Annotated in this window: 21 protein-coding genes and 1 pseudogene; 10 read left to right on the forward strand and 12 right to left on the reverse strand. The window is 73.3% G+C overall.

Annotated features, from left to right (window positions below; translation table 11 throughout):
• Positions 1–253: 253 nt before the first annotated feature.
• Entirely contained in the window at positions 254–634 is a 381-nt protein-coding gene (locus ABZT12_RS31045; protein ID WP_356390674.1) for a hypothetical protein, read from the forward strand.
• Positions 635–674: 40 nt separating this feature from the next.
• Here ABZT12_RS31045 and ABZT12_RS31050 read toward each other — a convergent pair whose 3' ends face one another.
• Both ABZT12_RS31050 and ABZT12_RS31055 read right to left on the reverse strand, forming a co-directional pair.
• On the reverse strand, positions 675–1,328 hold the full coding sequence (locus tag ABZT12_RS31050; protein WP_356390676.1) for a peptidoglycan-binding protein: 654 nt from the start codon (positions 1,326–1,328) through the stop codon (positions 675–677).
• Positions 1,329–1,585: 257 nt separating this feature from the next.
• Entirely contained in the window at positions 1,586–2,428 is an 843-nt protein-coding gene (locus ABZT12_RS31055) for a hypothetical protein (protein WP_356390678.1), read from the reverse strand.
• 185 nt (positions 2,429–2,613) lie between these two features.
• Between ABZT12_RS31055 and ABZT12_RS31060 the strand changes: the two genes are divergently transcribed.
• The 3 genes from ABZT12_RS31060 (at position 2,614) to ABZT12_RS31070 (ending at position 6,824) form a co-directional block, all read left to right on the forward strand.
• Positions 2,614–3,282 (forward strand): TetR family transcriptional regulator, encoded by a 669-nt coding sequence (locus tag ABZT12_RS31060; RefSeq protein WP_356390722.1) that lies wholly within the window; start codon positions 2,614–2,616, stop codon positions 3,280–3,282.
• A 161-nt stretch (positions 3,283–3,443) separates the two neighbouring features.
• Positions 3,444–3,920 (forward strand): zinc ribbon domain-containing protein, encoded by a 477-nt coding sequence (locus tag ABZT12_RS31065; protein WP_356390680.1) that lies wholly within the window; start codon positions 3,444–3,446, stop codon positions 3,918–3,920.
• Positions 3,921–4,055: 135 nt separating this feature from the next.
• Entirely contained in the window at positions 4,056–6,824 is a 2,769-nt protein-coding gene (locus ABZT12_RS31070; RefSeq protein WP_356390682.1) for a hypothetical protein, read from the forward strand.
• A gap of 122 nt (positions 6,825–6,946) precedes the next feature.
• On the opposite strand, the gene ABZT12_RS31075 is transcribed toward ABZT12_RS31070, so the two are convergent.
• Both ABZT12_RS31075 and ABZT12_RS31080 read right to left on the reverse strand, forming a co-directional pair.
• Positions 6,947–7,333, reverse strand: coding sequence for a PPOX class F420-dependent oxidoreductase (locus tag ABZT12_RS31075; protein WP_356390684.1), 387 nt, complete (start codon positions 7,331–7,333; stop codon positions 6,947–6,949).
• Between the two features lie 8 nt (positions 7,334–7,341).
• Positions 7,342–8,097 carry a type 1 glutamine amidotransferase domain-containing protein gene (locus ABZT12_RS31080; RefSeq protein ID WP_356390686.1) on the reverse strand — a complete coding sequence of 252 codons (756 nt, stop codon included), beginning with the start codon at positions 8,095–8,097 and terminating at the stop codon, positions 7,342–7,344.
• Between the two features lie 233 nt (positions 8,098–8,330).
• On the opposite strand from ABZT12_RS31080, the gene ABZT12_RS31085 reads away from it, so the two are divergent.
• Positions 8,331–9,707: a S1 family peptidase gene (locus tag ABZT12_RS31085; protein ID WP_356390688.1), complete on the forward strand. Its 1,377-nt coding sequence runs from the start codon at positions 8,331–8,333 to the stop codon at positions 9,705–9,707.
• A gap of 121 nt (positions 9,708–9,828) precedes the next feature.
• Here the strand turns inward: ABZT12_RS31085 and ABZT12_RS31090 are convergent, their stop codons facing one another.
• A complete protein-coding gene (locus ABZT12_RS31090; protein WP_356390690.1) occupies positions 9,829–10,014 on the reverse strand; it encodes a hypothetical protein in 186 nt (61 codons plus the stop codon).
• Between the two features lie 165 nt (positions 10,015–10,179).
• Positions 10,180–10,875, reverse strand: coding sequence for a L,D-transpeptidase (locus ABZT12_RS31095; RefSeq protein ID WP_356390692.1), 696 nt, complete (start codon positions 10,873–10,875; stop codon positions 10,180–10,182).
• 313 nt (positions 10,876–11,188) lie between these two features.
• On the opposite strand from ABZT12_RS31095, the gene ABZT12_RS31100 reads away from it, so the two are divergent.
• Positions 11,189–12,580 (forward strand): pyridoxal-dependent decarboxylase, encoded by a 1,392-nt coding sequence (locus tag ABZT12_RS31100; RefSeq protein ID WP_356390694.1) that lies wholly within the window; start codon positions 11,189–11,191, stop codon positions 12,578–12,580.
• 17 nt (positions 12,581–12,597) lie between these two features.
• Here ABZT12_RS31100 and ABZT12_RS31105 read toward each other — a convergent pair whose 3' ends face one another.
• Entirely contained in the window at positions 12,598–13,395 is a 798-nt protein-coding gene (locus ABZT12_RS31105) for an SDR family NAD(P)-dependent oxidoreductase (RefSeq protein WP_356390696.1), read from the reverse strand.
• Positions 13,396–13,631: 236 nt separating this feature from the next.
• Here ABZT12_RS31105 and ABZT12_RS31110 point away from each other — a divergent pair, with 236 nt between their 5' ends.
• Positions 13,632–14,672, forward strand: coding sequence for an alpha/beta hydrolase fold domain-containing protein (locus tag ABZT12_RS31110; protein ID WP_356390698.1), 1,041 nt, complete (start codon positions 13,632–13,634; stop codon positions 14,670–14,672).
• 82 nt (positions 14,673–14,754) lie between these two features.
• Here ABZT12_RS31110 and ABZT12_RS31115 read toward each other — a convergent pair whose 3' ends face one another.
• Positions 14,755–15,384, reverse strand: coding sequence for an MBL fold metallo-hydrolase (locus tag ABZT12_RS31115; protein ID WP_356390700.1), 630 nt, complete (start codon positions 15,382–15,384; stop codon positions 14,755–14,757).
• Positions 15,384–16,472 (reverse strand): S-(hydroxymethyl)mycothiol dehydrogenase, encoded by a 1,089-nt coding sequence (locus tag ABZT12_RS31120; protein WP_356390702.1) that lies wholly within the window; start codon positions 16,470–16,472, stop codon positions 15,384–15,386. Before ABZT12_RS31120 ends, ABZT12_RS31115 begins: the two co-directional genes overlap by 1 nt.
• A gap of 450 nt (positions 16,473–16,922) precedes the next feature.
• Between ABZT12_RS31120 and ABZT12_RS31125 the strand changes: the two genes are divergently transcribed.
• Positions 16,923–18,677 carry an ABC transporter ATP-binding protein gene (locus ABZT12_RS31125; RefSeq protein ID WP_356390704.1) on the forward strand — a complete coding sequence of 585 codons (1,755 nt, stop codon included), beginning with the start codon at positions 16,923–16,925 and terminating at the stop codon, positions 18,675–18,677.
• Positions 18,678–18,717: 40 nt separating this feature from the next.
• On the opposite strand, the gene ABZT12_RS31130 is transcribed toward ABZT12_RS31125, so the two are convergent.
• Entirely contained in the window at positions 18,718–19,014 is a 297-nt protein-coding gene (locus ABZT12_RS31130) for a hypothetical protein (RefSeq protein WP_356390706.1), read from the reverse strand.
• Positions 19,015–19,186: 172 nt separating this feature from the next.
• Here ABZT12_RS31130 and ABZT12_RS31135 point away from each other — a divergent pair, with 172 nt between their 5' ends.
• Complete coding sequence (locus ABZT12_RS31135) at positions 19,187–19,552, forward strand: nuclear transport factor 2 family protein (RefSeq protein ID WP_356390708.1); 366 nt, start codon at positions 19,187–19,189, stop codon at positions 19,550–19,552.
• 276 nt (positions 19,553–19,828) lie between these two features.
• Here ABZT12_RS31135 and ABZT12_RS31140 read toward each other — a convergent pair whose 3' ends face one another.
• Both ABZT12_RS31140 and ABZT12_RS31145 read right to left on the reverse strand, forming a co-directional pair.
• A complete protein-coding gene (locus ABZT12_RS31140; protein WP_356390710.1) occupies positions 19,829–20,791 on the reverse strand; it encodes a CU044_5270 family protein in 963 nt (320 codons plus the stop codon).
• Positions 20,784–21,383 (reverse strand): sigma-70 family RNA polymerase sigma factor, encoded by a 600-nt coding sequence (locus ABZT12_RS31145; RefSeq protein WP_356390712.1) that lies wholly within the window; start codon positions 21,381–21,383, stop codon positions 20,784–20,786. The genes ABZT12_RS31140 and ABZT12_RS31145 overlap by 8 nt, the downstream gene beginning before the upstream one ends.
• A gap of 9 nt (positions 21,384–21,392) precedes the next feature.
• Here ABZT12_RS31145 and ABZT12_RS31150 point away from each other — a divergent pair.
• Positions 21,393–21,607: pseudogene (locus ABZT12_RS31150) on the forward strand (cytochrome ubiquinol oxidase subunit I); the annotation flags it as partial.

Genomic DNA, 21,607 nt, shown 5'->3' on the forward strand with positions numbered 1-21,607 from the left:
CACGGATCGCACCCGCCCCGAGAAAGCCCGGTCCGCCATGCGCACCCCGCTCCACCCGCCGCGCCGGCGACACCTGCCTCCCGGGGCTCCGAAACGAGCACTCCCAGCCGCCGTCTCCTACCCGCGTCGGCGCCGGGGATGTTCGACCGGGCCTCGCCTGCGCGAGCGCCCATGGCGGCCCCGGTCAATCCCCTGGGCCGGGGCCGCCACACACCGTCGAGCCACCCCCCACGACGCCGCCCACCGGGAAGCCATGACCATGCACCTGACGACCACGCGCATCAGCCAGGACTGGCCCTGTCAGGTCAAGAACCCGGGCAGCTACGACTGGGAGCGCTCGGCGGCCAAGTGGCTGCGCGAGCTGGTGCCGGCCCGCTACGCCAGCTACCCCACGCTCATCCGCCACCCCGTGCTGCTCGCCCGCCACGCGCAGATCCAGGTCCAGCACGAGATCCGGGTGGCCCGCACGGCGTTGCAGACCGCGCGGGCCGACCTGCCCGGGCTGGGGCTGCCCGAGTCGGTCATCGAGCACACGATCAAGCTGTACGCGGCCGAGGTCCTCCAGCTCCAGCACATCGCGCGCAGCGTGCGGGCCGTGACCGAGGCGCTGGTCGGGCACAGCACGGGCCGCTGACCCGCCGCCCCTCGCCGCGGGTCCGAAGGCGCCGCCCGTGTCAGCCGCCGCCGAGCGTGGTGCGGGACTCCAGGTCCCGTCGGGTGTCGTCGCCGTACACCCCGTTCTCGTCCCCCCGGATGCCGTACCAGAGCTGGAAGCGGGCCACCGCCGCCGTGAGATCGGCGTCGTAGACACCACTGGTGGAGCCGTCCTTGTAGACGTCGGGGATGCGCAGGAGGCGCTGTTCGAGCCGGGTGACCTCGGCTCCGCTGTCACCCTGGCGGAGGGTGCCCGCGCCGTCGGGGTCGGTCGCGGCCGCCGGGGCGGTGGACGCGGTGGCGGTGGCGGCGGTGGGTGAGGGAGCGGGTGCCGCCGTCCCGGCCTCGCCCCTGCCGGACAGCAGGAGGGCGCCGGCGAAACCGGCCAGCGCCGCGGCGCTCACCCCGACCACGACCGCGGCCCGGCGCAGCCCGGAGCCGGAGCGCGCGGCCCGTCGAGTCCTCGACCCGGCCGGTACGGGCGGCAGTTCCTCGGTCTCGTCCTCGGTCGCGAAGGCCGGACGGGGCAGGGTCACCGACTCGTAGCGGCCGGCCTCCTGGTGGATCTCCCGCATCAGGTCCGCGAGGGCGTCGGTGCGGCGGGGCCGCAGGACGCGGGCGGGTTCCAGCGGCGGGCCGCCGGGCGCCGACCTGGGTTCGCGCGGTGTCGACACACTGCTCTCCTTCCGTTCCGCACGCACGGATGTCCGCCGTCCCCCTGAGGAGATACGCGGCATCCGGCCCGTCGGTTCAGGACGGCGACCGTCCATCCGCACGACGTGTCCCCAACTCGGCCGGAGATACCGGGATTTCGGGCAGCCAGGCAGCGTGGGGAGCGGCCTATGCCGCGTGCCGCACCCTGTCCTCGACGGCCTCGACGGCCTCGACGGCCTCGACGGCCTGGGCGGCGCGGCGGGCGCCACCCGGCGGGTCAGCGTCGGACGGGGCCGAGGAAACGTCGCAGAGAGGCCGTCAGGGCGGTGACGAAGGCGGCCCTGTCCCTGTCGTCGAGTACGTCCAGGGAGAGGTAGGGGTTGAGGTCCTCCAGCTCCACGAGGAGTAGCGCGCCGTCCGGCGCCCGGCAGGCGTCGACGCGCTGGATGCCGTACTCCACGGTGTTCCAGTCGATGAAGCCGCGCGCGAACTCCAGGTCGGCGGCGGTCGGCCGGTAGGGCCGGAGCTGCCAGCGCCGCTCGGGGTCCGGGGCGTGGAGGGCGTACTGGAAGTCGTGGTCGACGAAGTAGAAGGAGACCTCGTAGGCGAAGTCGATGTACGGCTGCACCAGGACGGACCGGTCGACGAGGTCGGGCAGGCCGTCGGCGGCGGGGACGATCCGCACGCCTATCGAGTCGGCTCCCGCCTTGGGCTTGAGCACGTACCGGTCCGCCTCCGGCAGCCGGCCCAGGTCCTCGCGGCGGTCGACGGTGGGGATCACCGGGTGGCCGGCCGCGCTCAGCTCCACCAGATACTGCTTGCCCGCCATGTCACCGCGGCCGGTGAGGGAGTTGTAGACCCGTGTCCCGCTGCCCAGCGCCCGGGCGCGGAAGTCGTCGTGGGCCCGCTGGTACGACAGGACCGGGCCGCTGTTGCGGACCACGACGGCGTCGAAGCCGGGCATCAGCGCGACCGCGTCCAGCGGATGGCACAGCGCCAGGTCGAAGTCGGCGCGCAGCCGGGAGGAGAGCCAGACGTCCTCGTCGCCGTAGCGCCGGCCGCGCGCCGGGTACGCCAGGTCGGTGACGTACAGGATGCGGGCCCGTGGGGCGAGGGACATGCGGTTTCTCCTTGCCGGGCGGCACCCCGGCGCGGTGCCGGGCGGCACCGTCGGGCGGCACCATCGGGCTGGGGAAAGGGTATGCCGCCGCACGGGCAGGGAACTCAGTTCCCCCTCGCGTGTGCACTCCGTGCCATCGGTGCGGGCCGGGTGCTACGTTCCCGTCCATGAGCTCCAAGCCGCCCATGCGGGACGCCCTGGTCGCGGCCGCCTTCCAGCTGTTCCTGGAGCGGGGTTACGAACAGACCACCGTCGACGACATCGTGGCACTGGCCGGCGTCGGACGGCGGTCGTTCTTCCGCTACTTCCCCTCCAAGGAGGACGTGGTCTTCCCCGACCACGAGCGCTGTCTCGCCGACATGACGGCCTTCCTCTCCGTCGGCGGCGACGAGCACGAACCGGTCCAGCGGGTCTGCGACGCGGCCCGGCTGGTGCTGCGGATGTACGCGGAGAACCCGACCTTCTCGGTGCAGCGCTACCGGCTCACCAAGCAGGTTCCGGGGCTGCGCGGCTACGAGTTGTCGGTGGTGTGGCGCTACGAGCGGGCGCTCGCGGAGTACCTGCGCGGACGCTTCGCCGGGGAGGCGGACGGGACACTGCGGGCGGACGTGGTCGCCGCCGCCGTGGTCGCGGCGCACAACAACGCCCTGCGTTCCTGGCTGCGTTCGGACGGCGAGGGCGACGCGGGCGCGCCGATGGACCACGCGCTGGGGTATGTGCGCGCCGCCTTCGGGGGTCCCCCGGCCGCGCGGGCGGCCGAGGGACCGGAGGACGTGGTGGTGGTCGTCTCCCGGCGCGGCACCCCGCTGTGGCGGGTCGTCCAGGAGATCGAGACCACTCTCGGACGCGGCTGAGCCCGCCCGGACGACCGGCCACTTTTAGGGTACGCGGTGTCTTTACGGCTGGCACTGAGTGCCATACCCTGTCGGCGTGCGCGGTGGCACGGTGAGCCGCGCACGCGTGTGCCCGGCGATCCGGGCGTGGGATTCCGGCCGAGCGCAGGGAGTTGACCAGCGTGTACCACCACTCAGGAAGCGCAGTCCGTCCGACAGGCGGCTCGGCGGCCGTACTCGATCCGGAGACCTCGCCCGCCTCAGGCCTTTCCAGCACGTCCGGGTCTTCCGCCCCTTCCGACGCTGGCGACGCTGCCGACGAGCGCGACGCCATCCTGTTCCAGCGGTGCTCCTGGTGCGGCACCGCCATGTACCACCGGCTGCTGTGCCCGGTCTGCCAGGGCGGCGACCTGCGCACGGAACGCAGCGAGGGGTCCGGGACGGTCCGCCACTCGACGGTGGTGCACCGCAGCACCCCCTCCGCCCGCAATGTGTCGCTGGTGGAGATGGCCGAGGGGTTCGTGGTGCGGGGCCGGGTCATGGGTCCGCCCATCGGCGTGCACAGCGGGGACCGGGTGCGGCTCTCCATGACCAAGGACCCGGTGCGCGGCGAGCCGGTCTTCCAACTGCTCGACGAGCCCTACCGCGCCTGGAACTGACGCGCCCTCGCAGGAGATCGGCCGGCCGATTCCCCCTCCACAGGCAACCCACAGGCGGCGCAGCCCGTCCTCCGGATCGCGAGAGGTCCCCGGGACCGACGGGGCGCCCCAGCATGGGTGTTGAGGAGGGGAACATTGTTCCGTGCCCGGCGAATATGGGTCACGGCCGCGACGGTGCTCGCGGTGGCGGGAGGAGTGTCGGGGCCGGCACGGGCGGTGCCACCGGCGGACGCGGCAGCCGTCACGGCCGCCGACGGTCTTCCCCCGGGATGGCGGATCAGCGCCGCGAGGGGTGCCGCGCCCGAACTGGTCTGGCGCTCGCCCCGGACCGTCCCCATGGGGGACGCGCGCGTCGAGTTCCACGCCGGCGGCCGGCTGCTCGGCGTACCGGCACCGGGCAGGGACGGGCGCACGTTCCGTCTCCGCCTCGACGGCGTACGCGGTGCGCAGTTGACGGACCTTCAGGTGCTGTCCAGCGGACGGCGGTTGGACGTGACCGGCACCAACTCCCGTACCCGGAAGCCTCGTTCATCGGTCGTCGCGCACTCGCCGGCACCGCTCCCGGCCGCCACCGTCGACCCCGGCGAGCCGGGCTCCTACCGGACGACCACCGGTGAGTACACCCTCGACCCGGTGCGGCTGCCCGGGTATCCGCAACCCGTCGAGATGCGCGCCGTGGTGGTGGCACCGCGGGGCGCCACGGGCAAGCGCCCCCTCGCGCTGTTCCTGCACGGCCGGCACTACACCTGCTTCCGGCCGCACGGTGACGTGACCGGCGACTGGCCCTGCCCGGCCGGCACGGCCCCGGTCCCCAGCTACCGGGGCTACCTGCGCGACCAGCGCCTGCTGGCCTCCCAGGGCTATGTGACGGTGTCCGTCTCCGCCAACGGGATCAACGGCCAGGACGGGGACGTCGACGACGGCGGGGCACAGGCCCGTTCGTCGCTGGTGCGGCTGCACCTGGCGCACTGGGCCGACTGGTCCGCACACCCGGACTCGGCCCCGGCCGCCGTACGCACGGCACCTCGCGCCGACCTGTCCCGGGTGCTGCTGGTGGGACACTCACGCGGCGGCGAGGGCGTCAACCGGGCCGCCATGGACAGCCTGTACCCGCCCCCCGCCGACCAGGACGGCTACCACGGCCCGGTCCGCTGGCACATCCGGGGCACCGTCCTCATCGGGCCGACCATCTTCGGCCAGAACCCCGTGGCCGACGTGCCCTCCGTGACGATCCTGCCCGGCTGCGACGGTGACGTCTCCGACCTCCAGGGCGAGGTCTACGTGGACGGCACCCGAGGCGTCAGCCGGGGAGCCGCCCTGCACAGCGCCGTCTACGTCGTCGGCGCCGACCACAACTTCTTCAACACCGAGTGGACCCCGGGCCAGGCGCAGGCGCCCGCGGAGGACGACTTCTACGAGGACCCCGACCGGCGCGACCCGGTCTGCTCACCGGGCACCGCCACCCGGCTGACCGCCGACCAGCAGCACCGGGCCGGGTCCGCCTACATCGCCACGGCGGCCCGGCTCTTCGTCGCCGGTGACGACCGGGCACGTCAACTCCTGGACGGCTCCGGGCGCCGCGCTCCCTCGGCGGACCCCGCGCGCGTCCTCACCCACGCGGTGGGCGCGGGCCGCGGCGCCGGGCTCCTGCCCGACGGCGGGACCACGGTGACCGGCGGCCGGTTCTGCTCGGCTGTGGACCCCGACCCGGCCGTCGCCTGTCTCGGCGACGGAACCCGCGGGGCCTCGCCGCACTTCGCCCAGTGGGACGCCGAGAAGGAGGCCGGCCGGCACGCGATCGCGCTGCACTGGTCGGCCACCGGGTCCGTGACCCGGGTGACCGCGCACCGGCCCGTCTCCCTGGGCGGCGCCAAAGCGCTCACGCTGCGGCTGATCGTGCCGCCCAACACCAGCGGCACGCAGTGGGACGTGTCGGTCACCGACGCCTCCGGGCGGCACGCCACCCTCGGCCAGGTCCGCGTCGACGGGCTGCCCGGGAGCGAGCGGACCACCTCGTACTGGGCGCGTGAGGTGCGCGTTCCGCTGTCGGCGGCCTCGCGGGCCGGCCTCGACACGCACAGCGTCATGTCCATGGAACTGACCTCGCGCACCCGTTCCGGCCGGGCCTGGCTGATGGACGCCTGGGCCTGGCGCCCCGGCACCCCGGCCGTGACCGCCGCCGCGCTCCCCCGGGTCGACATCGGCCGGCTGACCGTCGACGAGGGCGACTCGGGCGTCCGGACCTACCAGGTGCCGGTACAGGTGTCCGGCCGGGGCAGCGGCCGGGTACGGGTGTACGTCGCCGACCCGGGCACCGGCGGCGCCGTCTCCCGCCTGGTGACGGTCCGGCCCGGCGGCCACGACATCGCCGTACAGGTCCAGGTGAAGGGCAACACCCGCTACGACTACGACGTCGCGCACGACGTCTTCGTGAAGGCGGTCCACACCGCCGTGATCGGCGCGTACCGGGGCGGTGTGACCGCGCGGAACGACGACCCGATGCCCACGCTCACCGCGACACCGGTCGCCGACCGGGTCACCGAGGGACAGCCCCTGAAGTGGCGGGTGTCGCTCTCCGCGGCGGCCGACACCGAAGTGGGGATGCTGTTCGCCGCCCAACCGGTCACTTCCGGCGCGGAGTTGTCCACCAAGGACGTCGACCCGGCCTGGTTCACCGACAACACCGGCGAGTCGCCCGATCCGCAACGGCCGCTGTCCGCGCCACCCCTCTATCTGTGGGTGTCCGTCCCGGCGGGCGCGACCGACGCCGAGGTGAGCGTCCCCACGGTGACGGACCGCGTGACGGAACCGGCGGAGTCGGTGCGCATGGAGGCCCTCGACGACTCGGGCCGGCCGCAGCAGGGTGGTCCGGTGCTGAGCGGCACGGTGCTCGACGCGCCGTAGGACTCTCCGGCACGCGGGGCCGAAGGGGTCGCGGCTCTCGGGTCGCGGCCCCTTGCCGCACCGCTCAACTCGGCGGCAGGGACGCGCCGTTCATCTCTGTGCGGTGCTCCGCGACGAGCCGCTCAGGGAGTGAGCGTGACGCGGATGCCGACCGTGCCCCGCGTGCCCCGGCGCAGCCGGCTGCCGAGGAGGACGAGGCGGCCGGTGACGCCGTACTTGCGGGCGATCAGCGTCCGGTAGCGGGCGGTGGTCTCCGCGTCGCAGATCTCGGCCGTGGCGGGCACCTGGTCGCCGGTCGGGTTGCCGCGCACGTCGCAGGGGCCGACGAGGACGCCGGGCCGGGCCCGGATCCGCTTGACCTTCCAGGCGTCGGCGGCGCTCCAGGCGCCGAGGGCGTCACCGTCGGGCACCACCCAGACCGGGGTGGCGACCCCGGTGCCGTTCTTGCGATAGCTGGTGATGAGCAGGTATTTGCCCGCACCGAGGCGGGCCCGCGACGTCTCGTCCATGGTGCAGTCTAGGCACCGGCGGACGCGGCGAGCAGGTCGAGATAGCGGCGCGCGAACAGATAGGCGTCCCCCGGCCACCGGGCGGACAGATAGGTGCCGTCCTGTACGACGAAGGCGTGGCTGTCGTCGCTCGCGGTGCCGCGCCGGGTCAGGGTCCTGGGGCCGCGCTCGAAGTCGCCCGGGTCGTCGAGAGCGGCACGTACCTCGTCCTGCACGTAGGCGGGGTAGGTCCGGTAGTAGCGACCGAGGCGCCAGGCCGTGCTCAAGTAGGCGGCCCGCTCCATGTACTTGGGCAGGCAGGTCGTACGGCGGCCGGCCAGCACGCTGCGTCCGGTGGCCGGGTCCTCAGTGCGGGCCAGCACCAGGACGCCGTGGCAGATGGCGCCGACCGGCCGGCCCAGCGCCCAGAACCGCCGCACCGCGTCCCGCAGTTGGGCCGAGCCCAGGTACTGGCGCATACCGGGCGCGTGGCCGCCCGGCAGCAGCAGTCCGTCGAAGCCGGTCACGTCCACCTCCGCCCAGCCGAGCGTGGCGGTGAACTCGGGTGCCTGGGTGAGCTGTTGGTAGAACCGCTTGGGCTCGTCCGCCGCGCCGAGCTGCCCGAGGAGCACGCCGGTCAGCAGCCGTGGATCGGCGGCGGGCCGGGTCCCGGCGCGCTCGGTGGCCAGGACGACCTCGTGCCCGGCGTCGGTCAGCAGCCGCCAGGGCACGGCCACTTCGGTGACGTCGAAGTCATGGTCGGGAACCGGCAGCAGCACACGCATGGGCCCATCATGGCAGCCGCGCCCAAGTACGGCCCGCGGTTCCGGCGGTGCGGCCGGTCGGGGGCGGGCACGCGCGGCTGCCCCGGTCGGCGGCTGCCCGGCGAGGCTCCGCCGGAAACGGATCGTCCGCGTGGTGAACACCTGGGCGCCGGGCCACGTATGGAGGTTGGGCGCTCGACGACCGGAGGGCCCCGCGGTGTCACCACCGCGCGTTCGGGGTTCGGGAGCCAGGCATGAGGCACGCACGACGACGGGTCGTCCGGCGGGTGACACGGCTGGCGGCAGTCGGCGGACTCCTCCTGGGCGGAGCGATGGTCACCCAGGCGGCCATGGCCAGTGATGCTCCGGATACGTCCGCCGCGGCCCTGAAGTCGTCGCAGACGTCGGCCGACAAGGGGGCCGCCCTCGTCTCCCAGCTGGGCACGGCCCGTACGGCGGGCAACTGGCTGGACGACCGGGGCCGTACCGTCGTCGCGGTGACCGATCAGCGGGCCGCGGCCACTGTGCGGGCGGCCGGCGCCGAGGCGAAGATCGTGAAGTACAGCATGAACGACCTCAACTCGGCTACGCAGAGCCTGGGTTCGGCGCCCAAGGTGGCGGGCACCGCGTGGGCGGTGGACTACCGGACCAACCAGATTCTGGTGCAGGGGGACAGCGGTGTCTCCGCCGCCGACTGGTCCCGGCTGACGAAGGTGGCGAACGGAGCCGGGGTGTCGGTGCGGATGGAGCGCACCCAGGGGAAGTTCACCACCCGCCTCAACGGCGCGCAGCCGATCCTGTCGACCGGCGGACGCTGTTCGGCGGGCTTCAACGTGACCAACGGCCAGAGCGACTTCATCCTGACGGCCGGGCACTGCGGGCCGGTCGGCTCGATCTGGTTCGGGGACAACCAGGGCAACGAGCAGCTGGGCAAGACGGTCTCCGACAACTTCCCCGGGAACGACTTCTCCCTGGTGCAGTACGCCAGCGGTTCGGCGGGCGACGGCGCCGACGTCGTCGCGATCGGCAACGGCAACGGGGTGCACATCACGGGGCTGGCCGACGCGGCCGTCGGGGAGAAGGTGTTCCGCAGCGGCAGCACGAGCGGGCTGCACGACGGCCAGGTGACGGCGCTCAACGCGACGGTGAACTACCCCGAGGGCACGGTCACCGGTCTCGTCCAGACGACGGTGTGCGCGGAACCGGGCGACAGCGGCGGCCCGTTGTTCGCGAACGGGGTGGCGCTGGGTGTGACCTCGGGCGGCAGCGGTGACTGCAAGACGGGCGGTACGACGTTCTTCCAGCCGGTGACCAAGGCGCTGACCGCGCTCGACGTCAAGCTGATCGTGTCGACTCAGGCCGCGGCCCAGTCCGGGGCGCCCACGCCGTCCGCCTCGGCGACGCACAGCGCGATCGCACCCAACGCGGCCACTCCGGGATCGGCGACGCCGGTGACGGGAGGGACCGAGCAGTCCGCCACGCTGGCGTCGCGGCTCACCGACCCGAAGAACATCGGGCCGGGTCTGCTGGTGATCGCGGGCAGTCTGATCGCGCTGGTGGCGACGCGCTGGATCCGCGCGGAACAGGATCGCAAGGACTACCGCCGTCACCACGCGGCGATGTGGGGATGACCTATGTGTCAGAGGTGACTGGGGTGACCGGGGTGACCGGGGTCACGAGGAGAGCCGGTGAGCCGAGCGGCAGCCGGCGGCGAGGTCTCGACGAGGTGCTCCATGCCGGGCCGGGCGGCCCTCAGGCCGCCCTGTCCGACTGCGGAGCCGCGGCGGCCCACTCCAGGACCAGCCGCTGATACTCCTCGCGCTGTTCGCCGCTCAGTGTCCCGCCCGACCGGAGCCACAGGGCCCTGATCTCCTCGTTGACCTCGGCCGCCGATCGCTCGGTGGCTGATTCAACACTGGTGGACATGGTGTGAAGCATACGGCGCCGGACGTGAAGGCGAAGTGAGTAATCACCAGTGAACCGGACATTCCGGACCGTGTCGCTGATCACGTCCATCTGTCAAGCCCTGTAACGGATTTCACACCTGGCCCACACCGAGCAGGAGCGCTCGGAGTGCCGGCGCGGCTGGCCGTGGGCCGACCGTCAGGTGCCCGGCTTGCGGCCGTAGACGAAGACGTCGTCGCCGTTCTTCAGCAGCGACCAGTACTTCTTGGCGGTGGTCGTGGTCATGTTGACGCAGCCGTGCGAGCCGGGCGGGTTCCACATGCTCAGGCCGACCGAGTGGAAGGCCTGGCCGCCGTCGAAGAACTGGCTGTAGGGCATGGACACGTTGTAGATGGTGGAGACGTGGTCGATGTCCCGCCAGTAGATCTTCTTCAGGCCGGTGCGGGTCTCGTACCCGTCGCGCCCGGTGCGCACCGGGACCGGCCCGTAGACGAGCCGGCTGCCGTCCTGGATCCAGCTCAGCTGGAGCGTGAGGTCGACACAGGCGATGCGGCCCTTGTTCACGGGGCACCGGCCGGCCCTGTTGGGGTTGCTCCCCACGGCCTTCTGCTTGTTCATCAGGTCCATCACGCCCCAGGTGACGGAGCCCGCGTAGCCGATGTTCGGGGTGATGCCGTGCTTGGTCTGGAAGGCCTGGGTGGCCTTGCAGTCGGCGGCGGACTGCTTGCCGTCGACCGGCCGGCCCAGGAACTTCTCCACCTGCTTCTGGTACGGCCCCGCCTGCGTCGTACAGCTCGCGGCCTGTGCCGGAGCGCTGCCCAGCGCGAGCGTGAGCGGTGCCACCAGCCCCGTGACGCCGAGCACGACGGCACCTCGTCTGCGCATGTCCCCCATGTCGAACCCTCCCCTTGACTGAAACGACTGCCGGAACGACTGCCGAAGCGGACTTCCGCCAGTTGGACCGGTGTGCGGGCGGGAGGGTTGTGGCCCCGGACCGACCGCGACGAAACGGTGACATTCTGCGCCGTTCAGAGGGTGCGGCGGAAGACGGCCCCCCTGAGCGGAAGTTGACCCCCAGGTGCGTCGCGCCGGTCGGTCGTGACCGACGTGCGGGGAGGAAGCGCGCGAGGAGGGCGGCCGGAGTATCGGTCCACCTGACCGCGAGTGCACCGATACTCCGGCCGTCGCCCCGCCCTACGCTGCCCCCATGCACCGCACACTCGCCGACGACCTCGCGCGGCTCCCCCACCTCCTCCGGTCCACCCGTGACATCGCCGCCCGAGAGGTCACCGAGGTGACCGAACGGCCGGTCGTCCGGCTCGACAGCGCGCCCGGCCGGGAGCCGTTGCCGGTGGAGGGGGTCGGCGGCGCGGAGGCTCTCGCCCGGTTCGCCGAGCGGTGGGCGCCCGGGCTGTCGGGGTCGGCGGGGCCGCGCTATCTCGGCTTCGTCACCGGTGGCGCGACACCCGCCTCGGTCGCCGGGGACTGGCTCACCAGCGTGTACGACCAGAACGCGTCCGGGGCGGCCGGTTCGTGGGCGGCGGCGCTGGAGCGGGAGACCGTGGCCTGGCTGCGCGAGCTGTTCGGGCTGGGCGAGGCGCACAGCGGGGCGTTCGTGACCGGGGCGACCGTGTCCAACACGGTGGGGCTGGCCGTGGCCCGTGAGTGGCTGGGCGAGCGGCTGGGCGTCGATGTCTCCCGGGACGGCGTCGCCGCGCTCGGGCCGGTCGACGTACTGTCCGGCAGCCCGCACTCCAGCATCGGCAAAGCCCTGTCGGTGCTGGGCCTGGGCCGCGACCGGCTGCGGTCCGTACCCGTCCTCGCCGGGAACCGGGAGGCCGTCGACGTGGCCGCCCTGGACTCCGCGCTGACCGCGCTGGACGGCCGCCCGGCGATCGTCGTGGCGAACGCCGGCACCGTGAACACCGTCGACTTCGACGAGCTGCGGGCGATCGCGGCGCTCCGGGAGCGGCACGACTTCTGGCTGCACGTGGACGCCGCGTTCGGCGGCTTCGCCGCCCTCTCCCCCGCCTACGCGGAGCTCGTCGACGGACTCGACGCGGCCGACTCCGTCTGCGTCGACCTCCACAAGTGGCTGAACGTGCCCTATGACGCGGCCGTCCAGTTCACCCGCCGCCGCGACCTCCAGACCAGGGTGTTCCACAACGCGTCGCCCTACCTCGGCCGCCCCGGCGGCGAACCCGACTTCCTCCATCTCACCCCGGAGAACTCCCGTCGGCTGCGCGCCCTCCCGGCGTGGTTCTCCCTGCTGGCGTACGGCAGTTCGGGGCACCGCGAGATCGTCGAGCGCAACGTGCGCCTGGCCCGCCGCCTCGGCGACGGCATCGCCGCCGTGCCGGGTCTGCGCCTGCTGGCCCCGGTCCGCCTCAACGTCGTCTGCTTCGCGCTCGACGCGCACCCCACGCCGGAGCGGACGGCCGCCCTCGCCGAGTCGGTCGCCGTCTCCGGCGAGGCGTTCCTGACCCCGACGGTCTACGCCGGGACGCCCGCGCTGCGGGCCGCGTTCAGCAACTGGCGTACGTCCGAGGCCGACACCGACCGGGTGCTGTCCGCCGTCGCCGCGGCTGTGGAGCAGTGACGAAGCCCCAACAGCCGTCAGAATCGGCCGGGTTGGCCGATCGCCTGCCGGAACCCCGTGTTGACGGCCGTGAGTCCGCCGTCCACGGTGAGCGACGTGCCGGTGATCCAGGCGGCGTCGCGCGAGGCGAGGAAGGCGACCGCGGCGGCGATGTCCTCGGGCTCGCCGACCCGGCCCAGCGGATACAGTCCGCGCACCGCCTCCAGGTCGGACTCGCGGCCCTCCCACGCCGAGGTCCGTACGGTCCCCGGTACCACCAGGTTGACCCGGACGCCCCGTGGGGCCGCGTGTCCGGCGAGGGTGCGGGTCAGCGAGGCGAGTCCGGCCTTGGCGGCGCTGTACGCCTGGTTGCCGAAGTCCTGCGAGCCGTTCACCGAGCCGATGGTGACGATGGCACCGCGTCCCGAGGTGACCAGGTGCGGGAGGGCGGCGCGGCAGCAGCGGTACGGGCCGGTCAGCGTCAGGTCGAGGTCGCGGGCCCACACCTCGTCCGGGCCGTCCTCGAAGAGCGGTGTGTCGGCCGTGCAGTGGGCCGCGCTGTTGACCAGTACGTCGAGCGCCCCGAAGGCCGCCACCGCGTGGGCGACGGCCCGCTCGACCGCCGCCCTGTCCCCCACGTCACAGGCGAACGCCTCGGCGCCGAGGCCCCGTTGACGCAGCGCCGCCGCCGTCTGCTCCGCCGGGGGCAAGTCCACGTCGGTCACCAGGACCCTGGCCCCCTCCTCGGCGAGCCGCCGGGCGACGGCCGCACCGATGCCGCGCGCCGCGCCGGTGACCAGAACTCCGTACCCCTGGAACCGTGTTGTGTCCGTCATACGCCCGAACGTACTGCCGCGACGATCAACTCCGCGCCTGCCGTGCGCCCATGGTCGTGCTCCCTCACCAACTCCCTTCCCTCATCGGCACCATGTCTGACGGTCGTACGGAGCGACGGGGCCCGGTTCCGGGGTGAGCAGGACGCGCGAGCCGGTGGTGGACAGGCGCTGTCAAGTAGGCTGCCGTGGCGGCTGGTTGCCCGTACCGAGGCCTCCCGCCCGACAGGAGGAGCGTCATGCGTGTCAAGGGCTCGTCGCCGGCGGCCGACTCCACTGCGGAGGGCGCTCCGGCACCTCCCTTCGACGCCGAACTGGGTGCCGCCCTGTCGGCCAAGGGACTCGGGGCGGGCTCGGTGAGGGTGCCGTTGACCGCTGACAACCTCGTGGCACGACAGGAGCGCGACGCCGCTGCCCGGCCGAGGCCGACACTCTCGGAGCTGCGCGCCGACGGCCGCTTCGAGGTCGAGGAACTCCAGGTGCCGGGCCGGCCCGGCGAGCCGGACGTCACCCTGGTGAGCGCCCGGCCGGCCGGACTCACCGGGCCGCTTCCGCTGCTGTACTACCTGCACGGCGGAGGAATGGTCATGGGCAACCCGTGGTCCGTGCTGCCGCGGCTGCTGGCCGACTGGGCCCTCCCGCTGGGGCTGGCCGTCATCTCCGTCGAGTACCGGCTGGCACCTCAGGCGCGGTACCCCGCGCAGCTGGAGGACTCCTACACCGGACTGGTCTGGGCCGTCGAGAACGCGCGGGCGCTGGGCGTCGACGCCCAGCGCGTCGTCATCGGGGGCAAGAGCGCCGGCGGCGGGCTCGCCGCGGCGCTCGCTCTGCTGACCCGTGACCGGGGCGGGCCGGAGCCGATCGGGCAACTCCTCCTGTGTCCCATGCTCGACGACCGCGGCACCACCTTCTCCAGCCACCAGCTCAACGGCATCGGCACCGGGGACCGGGTGTCCAGCGCGACCATGTGGCAGGCGCTGCTGGGTGACGCGTACGGCACCGCGGACGTGCCGCCCTACGCCGCTCCCGCTCGCGCCACGGACCTGTCCGGCCTTCCCCCCGCCTACCTGGACGTCGGGTCGGCCGAGATGTTCAGGGACGAGGACATCGCCTACGCCAACGGCATCTGGCAGGCCGGTGGCCAGGCGGAACTGCACGTCTGGCCCGGCGCCTTCCACGGATTCGACACCTTCGCACCCCAGGCGGCGCTCAGCCTCGACGCACGCGACACCCGCCTCCGCTGGCTCCGCCGGGTGCTCCGACAGAGCGTGACCCACTGACCTGACCGGCCTGACGCCGCCGCCGGAGCACTCGGCGCGTCGGGCGGGGGGGCCGGAGCGCTCCCGCCCTGACGGAGCGGGCTCAGTGTCCCCGGGCGATCCACTCCTCCAGGTGTGCCGCCTCGGCGCCGATCGTCGTGCCGTCGCCGTGACCCGTGCGGACCTTCGTCTCGGGCGGGAGGGTCAGCAGGCGGTCGCGGATCGAGTCGATGATCGTCGGGAAGTGCGAGTAGGAACGGCCGGTGGCGCCGGGGCCGCCCTGGAAGAGGGTGTCGCCGGTGAAGACGGTCGCGAGGGCCGGGTCGTGGAGGCAGACCGCGCCGGGCGCGTGCCCGGGGGTGTGCAGCACCGTCAGGTCGACACCCGCCGTCTCGATCACCTGGCCGTCCCTGAGATGCGCGTCGGGGTCGCGGTCCGGGTGGGTCTGCCGCCAGAGGGGCAGGTCGTCGGGGTGCAGCCAGATGGTGGCGCCGGTGCGGTCGGCGAGGGCCGGGGCCGCGTCGATGTGGTCGTTGTGGGCGTGGGTGCAGAGGATGGCGGTCAGCCTGCGGTCGCCGACCGCCTCGGCGATGGCGTCGGCGTCGTGGGCCGCGTCGATGACGACGGCCTCGTGGTCGTCACCGACGATCCACACGTTGTTCTCCACCTCCCAGCTGCCGCCGTCGAGGGTGAACAGGCCGGAGGTGACGAGGCGTTCGACGCGTACGGCCATCAGAACACCACCACCGAGCGGAGCACGTCACCGTGGTGCATGCGCTCGAACGCCTGCTCCACCTGGTCGAGTTGGATCGTCTCGGACACGAACGCCCCGAGATCCAAGCGCCCTTGCTGGTGCAGGTCGATCAGCATCGGGAAGTCGCGGGAGGGCAGGCAGTCGCCGTACCAGCTCGACTTCAGCGCACCACCGCGTCCGAAGACGTCGAGCAGGGGGAGTTCGAGCTTCATCTCGGGGGTGGGGACGCCGACGAGGACGACCGTGCCGGCCAGGTCACGGGCGTAGAACGCCTGCTTGTACGTCTCGGGGCGGCCCACCGCCTCGATGACGACGTCGGCGCCGAAGCCGCCGGTCAGCTCGCGGATGGCCTCGACGGGATCGGTCTCCTTGGAGTTGACGGTGTGCGTCGCGCCCATGGAGCGGGCCTTCTCCAGCTTCCGGTCGTCGATGTCTACGGCGATGATCCGTGCCGCGCCGGCCAGGTTCGCCCCGGCGACCGCGGCGTCGCCGACGCCTCCGCAGCCGATGACCGCGACGGTGTCGCCGCGGCCGACGTTGCCGGTGTTGATGGCGGCGCCGAGGCCGGCCATCACCCCGCAGCCGAGCAGGCCGGCGACCGCCGGGGAGACGGCCGGGTCGACCTTGGTGCACTGGCCGGCGGCGACCAGGGTCTTCTCGGCGAACGCGCCGATGCCCAGCGCCGGGGAGAGCTCCTGACCGGTCGAGGCGAGCGTCATCCGCTGCTCGGCGTTGTGGGTGTTGAAGCAGTACCAGGGCCGGCCGCGCAGACAGGCCCGGCAACTGCCGCACACCGCACGCCAGTTGAGGATGACGAAGTCGCCGGGTGCCACATCGGTGACCCCTTCCCCGACCGACTCCACGGTGCCGGACGCCTCATGGCCGAGCAGGAAGGGGAACTCGTCGTTGATGCCGCCCTGCTTGTAGTGCAGGTCGGTGTGGCAGACCCCGCAGGCCTGGACGCGCACGACGGCCTCGCCCGGGCCCGGATCGGGTACGACGATCGTCTCGACCCGGACCGGCTCGTTCCTGCCCGGTGCGATCACACCCCGAACTTCCTGCGCCATGGTGCTGAACCCTTCCGTCGGCCGTTGTCCCTGTCCCCGACCCTACGCGTGACTGATCGGTAAGGGCACGTGGGCGGACCGGGCCGCCCCGGCGAGGGCGTGCGGGCGGTGCGGTAGGGCGTGCCGCGGCGCCGGGTCGAGGGCGGCGCCCACCGCCGGCGTCACGCCGCGGGTCCCATGGCGGGCGGGTGCGACCTCCGACCGGCCGGCGGGCGGGTAGGCGTCGGAGTGGCGTCGGACCGCGGGCTCCGGGCACCCGGGCGCACGCCCGGTCGCCGCGCCGCAGTGCGGCCGGGCGTTCGTGCGGGCCCGGCGGGAATGCGCGAGGGGAACCCGCCCGCGACACCGTCCGCCGTGCCCCCGTCGCGCGGGATTCCCGGCCGGGGGCGCGGGCCGTGGGACGCGGGCGCCGACGTAGCCTGGGTGCTTCGCCGACTCCCGAGGAGCGCCGTGAGCATCGCAGAGACGACGAGCGGAGCGCCGTCGTGGCGGCTGCTCCTCGACTACGTACGGCCGCACCGCTGGGCCCTGTTGGCGGGCGCGCTGCTCTCGCTGGTCACCGGGGGCACGGCACTGCTGCTGCCGTTGGTGGCGCGCGGCCTCATCGACGACCTGTCCCACCACCGCGCCATCACAGGCAAGTTGCTCCTGATGTCGGCGCTGGTGGTCTCCAACACGGTGCTGGCCGGGCTGGGTTCGTATGTGCTGCGGCGGACCGCCGAGTCGGTGGTGCTGGGCGCGCGGCGCGCCCTGTCGTCGTATCTGCTGCGGCTGCGGATCTCCGCCGTGGACCGCACCGAACCGGGTGACCTGATGGCCCGGATCACCTCGGACACCACCCTGCTCCGCGAGGTGACGACCGACTCGCTGGTCGGCTTCGGCACCGGCGGTCTCACGCTGGTGGCGACGGTGGTCATGATGGGCCTGGTGGACCCGGTGCTGCTGGGCGTCACGATGGCCGTGATCCTCGGCGCGGGCGCGGTCCTCGGCATGATCGTGCCGCGCATCAACCGGGCCGCCCGGCAGGCGCAGGACGCGGTCGGGGCGATGGGCGCCTCGCTGGAGCGGACCCTGGGCGCGCTGCGCACGGTGAAGGCGTCCGGCGCCGAGCACCACGAGGAACGGACCCTGCACGCGGCCGCCGAGGAGTCGTGGCGGCAGAGCGTGCGCGCCGCCAAGTGGACGGCGGCGGCCGGGAACACGGCCGGTCTGGCGATGCAGATCGCCTTCATCACGGTGCTCGCGGTGGGCGGCGCGCGGGTCGCGACCGGTGCGATCGGCATCGGCACGCTGGTCGCGTTCCTGTTGTACGTCTTCTACCTGATGTCACCGATCCAGCAGGTCGTCGGCGCGGTCACCCAGTACCAGACGGGCGCCGCGGCCCTGGCCCGCATCCAGGAGGCGCTGCGCCTCCCGGCCGAACCCCCTTCCCCGCCCGCCGAGTTGCCGGTGCCGGGCGCCGAACCCGCCGCGCTCAGCTTCACCGACGTGCGCTTCCGGTACGCCGAGGATCTGCCGTACGTGCATCACGGGGTGACGTTCGACGTGCCGGCGCGCGGCATGACGGCGTTCGTCGGTCCGTCCGGCGCCGGCAAGACCACCGTGTTCTCCCTCATCGAGCGCTTCTACGACCCGGAGTCCGGGGTGATCACGCTGGACGGCCGCGGCCTCGCGGACTGGGAGCTGCCCCCGCTCCGGTCCGCCATCGGGTACGTGGAGCAGGACGCGCCGGTCCTGTCGGGTTCCCTGCGCGACAATCTGCTGCTGGGCAATCCGGAGGCGGACGAGGACGCGGTGACGCGGGTGTTGCGGACGACCCGCCTGGACGGTCTGGTCGCGCGGCTGCCGAAGGGCGTAGAGACGCTGGTGGGGCACCGCGGCACGCGGTTGTCGGGCGGCGAGCGTCAGCGCGTCGCGATCGCCCGGGCCCTGCTGCGCCGTCCGCGGCTGCTGCTCCTGGACGAGGCGACGTCGCAGCTGGACGCGGTGAACGAGGCGGCGTTGCGCGACACCGTGGCCGATGTCGCCCGTACGACGACGGTCCTGGTGGTCGCGCACCGGTTGTCCACGGTGACGATGGCCGACCGGATCGTGGTCATGGACGGGGGCCGGGTCCGCGCCGTCGGGACCCACCAGGAGCTGGTGGCCGCCGATCCGCTCTACGCGGAGCTGGCGGCCACGCAGTTCCTGGCGACGGCCGGGTGACGCGGGGGGGTGTTTCTCAGCGGGGGCGGTGCGACCGGGGTCAGTACTGGACGGCGGGGAGCAGGCCGGTGACCGGGGCGGCGAGGTCGGTGAGCTGGTGCAGCTGGTTGAGGTCGTTGAGGTGACTGAGACCGGCGAGCTGCTGGGAGATCTTCGGGAGCCGCGCCGCGTGGTCGGCGGGGACCTCGCTCGTGGCGAGCGCGTCGATCATGGCGAGGGGATGGATCTTGCCGGTGTCCTGGGGCGCCGCCGCGGCGGCGCTCGCCATCGGTGCGGCGAGGCCGGTGACACCGACGGCGAAACCAACGGCGGCTGCGATACGACGTGTTGAGATCATGTCTTCAGCAACGGGACCGGTCCCCGGACGGTCACGGGCGCCCGGTCCGGCTCACCCGTCAGGAGGAGCGCGGCGGCTGCGCTTGCCGACGCCGCCGTGGCGGAGGAGGCTCGGAACAGAGGCCCTACGCGGCCCGCTCCGCTTCGGGCCGCGGTCCTCGGAGGAGGTCACCATGGTCACCGCACCAAGCCCCGTCTTCGACACCGAAGCACTGCGCCGGGGCATAGAGGAACAGACCGCGACGACGTTGTTGTCGCTCTACGCGGACGACGCCGAGATCCACGTCGTGGACCACACCGCGCAGCCCAGCAACCCCAAGGTGCTGCACGGCCGTGACGAGATCGGCGCCATGCTCGACGACGTCTACAGCCGCGACATGACGCACAAACTGGAGGAGTGCGTGGTGCAGGGCGACCGCGTCGCCTACGCCGAGTCGTGCCAGTACCCCGACGGTGTCCGCGTTCTCGCGGAGTCGATGCTCATGCTGCGGGACGGCAGGATCACCCGGCAGACGATGATCCAGGCTTGGGACGAATAGCGGCACCGGGGCGGTACGCCGAGGGTCCGGATCACCGCGCGGATGAGCCGGACCCTGACCGCGCGCACGGGTCGGGCGGGTCCGCGACGGCCGCGACCGGTCTCCGCGGCGGGCCCGCGCGCGTCCGCGGCGCTGCTGCGCTCGGTGGCACGGGCCGCCCGGCCCACCCGCCTCCCGCGGTAGGCGCGGGGCGGACTCGGCGGCTGCGGTGCCGGTAGAGCCCTCGGCCGGGCCGACCGCGGGCCGTGACCGGCGCCCCGAGCAGCCCGGCCCCGATCAGCGCATCCAGGCGCTGTAATCCATGACGTCGCCCGCCTTGACGCCGTAGCGGGGGTCGGGCCTGGTGAAGGTGGTCTCCAGGCCGAGGACCGCTCCGGTGGTGGCGTCCATGATCAGCAGGCGCCGGGTGGTGCCGGACCCCGCGCAGACGTACGCCTGGCCGGGCCTGCCCAGCCGGTCGGTGACCTGCCCGGCGGGCCGCAGCCCTCCGGTGTCCGCGAGGAGCCGGGCCAGCGCGGCGGACTCGGCCCCGCCGAGCGTCCAGTGGTCCAGCAACTCCTGTACGGCGTCGAGCAGTTCGGAGGTGGTCAGGGCCGAGTCGCGGTACGCCGTCTCCTGGAGGTACGCGCGCAGTCCCGCCACGTCACGTGGTGGGCGGGCATTTGGCGGGGCGTCGCTCCAACTCGGAGGATAGGTACGGTCGCTGAGGACATGGCCGTCGTGGACCGCGTGCGGTGCGCCGTCGTCGTCGGTGAGCACCGGCCGCCCGGGACGACGCGGATCGGTGGCGACGACCAGCTCGGTGTGGCCGGCGTCCGCCCGCCAGCGCACGACGCGCTCCTCGGGCAGCGTGATCGGCGGCTTGTCGTCGGACATCCCCATGCTCCAGGACTGCACATGTGTCCCCTTGCGCAGTGCGGGAGCCCCGTCGGCCGCCGCCCGCGCCCGTCCGGCCAGCTCCGCCAGGGTCACGGGGGTGGACTCGGCCCGTACCACCAGCGGTCGGGGGGCCGCCACCGCCGGGGCGACCGTGGGGCCGCCGAGCAGCAGACCGGCCACCGTCGCGGCGACGGTGGCGGCGACCGCGAGGCCCCAGATCAGCCGGCGACGCGGCGCCGGCGTGTGCAGCAGCCGCCTCAGTCGCCGTTCGGCGTGCTGGTCGAGCGGCCCGTCGCCGTAGTACGGGCCGTCCGTCGGCGCCGGGTTGGCCGCGCGCAGGAGGTCGAGTTCGTCAGCCATGGCCGTGGTCCTTCGAGGGGGTCGTCGCGCCGACGGGGCGAGCAGGGGCCGGGAGACGCGCTCCGGCCCCGGTCCGGGCGGGGGTGGTCGTCGGGCCCAGCTGGTCGAGCTCGGCTCTCAGCCGGTGTCTGGCCCGGTGCAGCCGCATCGCCGCCGCGCGCGTACCGCAGCCGAGGGCGACGGCGACCTCGTCGACGGCCAGTTCCTCCCAGGCGGTCAGGCGCAGCACCTCCTGGTCGGCCGCGGAGAGCCGGGCCAGCGCCTCGTGGACCCAGGCGCCGGGGGTGTCGGCGCCGGGACCGTCGACGACCTGGCGGCCGTGCGCGGTCTCGTCGTTGCCCAGCCGGTGCAGGAGCCGTCGGCGCCGCCCGTGGCCGCGCACCGTGTTGGCGAGGCAGTTGCGCGCCACCCCGTACAGCCAGGGCAGCGGAGCCGCGGGCAGGTCGCCGCGGCGCCGCCAGGCGACGGTGAAGACGTCCGCCACCACTTCCTCGACCTCGTCCGGCCGCCCGTCCAGTCGCCGCGCAACATAGCGGCTGACCGCCCAGTAGTGCTCGCGATAGGCAGCGGCGAAGGTCTCGTCGTTGCTCATGTTCCGTTCATGTCCGGCAGCCCCGCGATCGTCACACCTGTCTCCGTGATTCTCGTCGCGCCGCCCCAGTGTGACGTGCGGGCCGGGCGCGGACACAGACGGGGCGTGAGAGACCTCAAGAGCATCAAATGGCTGACGACCACGGACCACAAGACGATCGGCACGCTGTATCTGGTCACGTCGTTCGTGTTCTTCCTGATCGGCGGCGTGATGGCGCTGCTGAT

Origin of the sequence: Streptomyces sp. NPDC005423, assembly GCF_040606415.1 — a bacterium.
In the GTDB taxonomy this organism is placed as follows: domain Bacteria; phylum Actinomycetota; class Actinomycetes; order Streptomycetales; family Streptomycetaceae; genus Streptomyces.

What these genes read in the sequence shown, in the direction of transcription:
- ABZT12_RS31075 (WP_356390684.1), bottom strand. Translation starts at nt 7,333, where the DNA reads ATGGACGAGACGTCGCGGGCCCGCCTCGGTGCGGGCAAATACCTGCTC.
- ABZT12_RS31140 (WP_356390710.1), bottom strand. Translation starts at nt 20,791, where the DNA reads ATGGCTGACGAACTCGACCTCCTGCGCGCGGCCAACCCGGCGCCGACG.
- ABZT12_RS31130 (WP_356390706.1), bottom strand. Translation starts at nt 19,014, where the DNA reads ATGATCTCAACACGTCGTATCGCAGCCGCCGTTGGTTTCGCCGTCGGT.
- ABZT12_RS31100 (WP_356390694.1), top strand. Translation starts at nt 11,189, where the DNA reads ATGCACCGCACACTCGCCGACGACCTCGCGCGGCTCCCCCACCTCCTC.
- ABZT12_RS31055 (WP_356390678.1), bottom strand. Translation starts at nt 2,428, where the DNA reads ATGTCCCTCGCCCCACGGGCCCGCATCCTGTACGTCACCGACCTGGCG.
- ABZT12_RS31145 (WP_356390712.1), bottom strand. Translation starts at nt 21,383, where the DNA reads ATGAGCAACGACGAGACCTTCGCCGCTGCCTATCGCGAGCACTACTGG.
- ABZT12_RS31060 (WP_356390722.1), top strand. Translation starts at nt 2,614, where the DNA reads ATGCGGGACGCCCTGGTCGCGGCCGCCTTCCAGCTGTTCCTGGAGCGG.
- ABZT12_RS31105 (WP_356390696.1), bottom strand. Translation starts at nt 13,395, where the DNA reads ATGACGGACACAACACGGTTCCAGGGGTACGGAGTTCTGGTCACCGGC.
- ABZT12_RS31090 (WP_356390690.1), bottom strand. Translation starts at nt 10,014, where the DNA reads ATGCTTCACACCATGTCCACCAGTGTTGAATCAGCCACCGAGCGATCG.
- ABZT12_RS31135 (WP_356390708.1), top strand. Translation starts at nt 19,187, where the DNA reads ATGGTCACCGCACCAAGCCCCGTCTTCGACACCGAAGCACTGCGCCGG.
- ABZT12_RS31120 (WP_356390702.1), bottom strand. Translation starts at nt 16,472, where the DNA reads ATGGCGCAGGAAGTTCGGGGTGTGATCGCACCGGGCAGGAACGAGCCG.
- ABZT12_RS31115 (WP_356390700.1), bottom strand. Translation starts at nt 15,384, where the DNA reads ATGGCCGTACGCGTCGAACGCCTCGTCACCTCCGGCCTGTTCACCCTC.
- ABZT12_RS31080 (WP_356390686.1), bottom strand. Translation starts at nt 8,097, where the DNA reads ATGCGTGTGCTGCTGCCGGTTCCCGACCATGACTTCGACGTCACCGAA.
- ABZT12_RS31110 (WP_356390698.1), top strand. Translation starts at nt 13,632, where the DNA reads ATGCGTGTCAAGGGCTCGTCGCCGGCGGCCGACTCCACTGCGGAGGGC.
- ABZT12_RS31095 (WP_356390692.1), bottom strand. Translation starts at nt 10,875, where the DNA reads ATGGGGGACATGCGCAGACGAGGTGCCGTCGTGCTCGGCGTCACGGGG.
- ABZT12_RS31085 (WP_356390688.1), top strand. Translation starts at nt 8,331, where the DNA reads ATGAGGCACGCACGACGACGGGTCGTCCGGCGGGTGACACGGCTGGCG.
- ABZT12_RS31045 (WP_356390674.1), top strand. Translation starts at nt 254, where the DNA reads ATGACCATGCACCTGACGACCACGCGCATCAGCCAGGACTGGCCCTGT.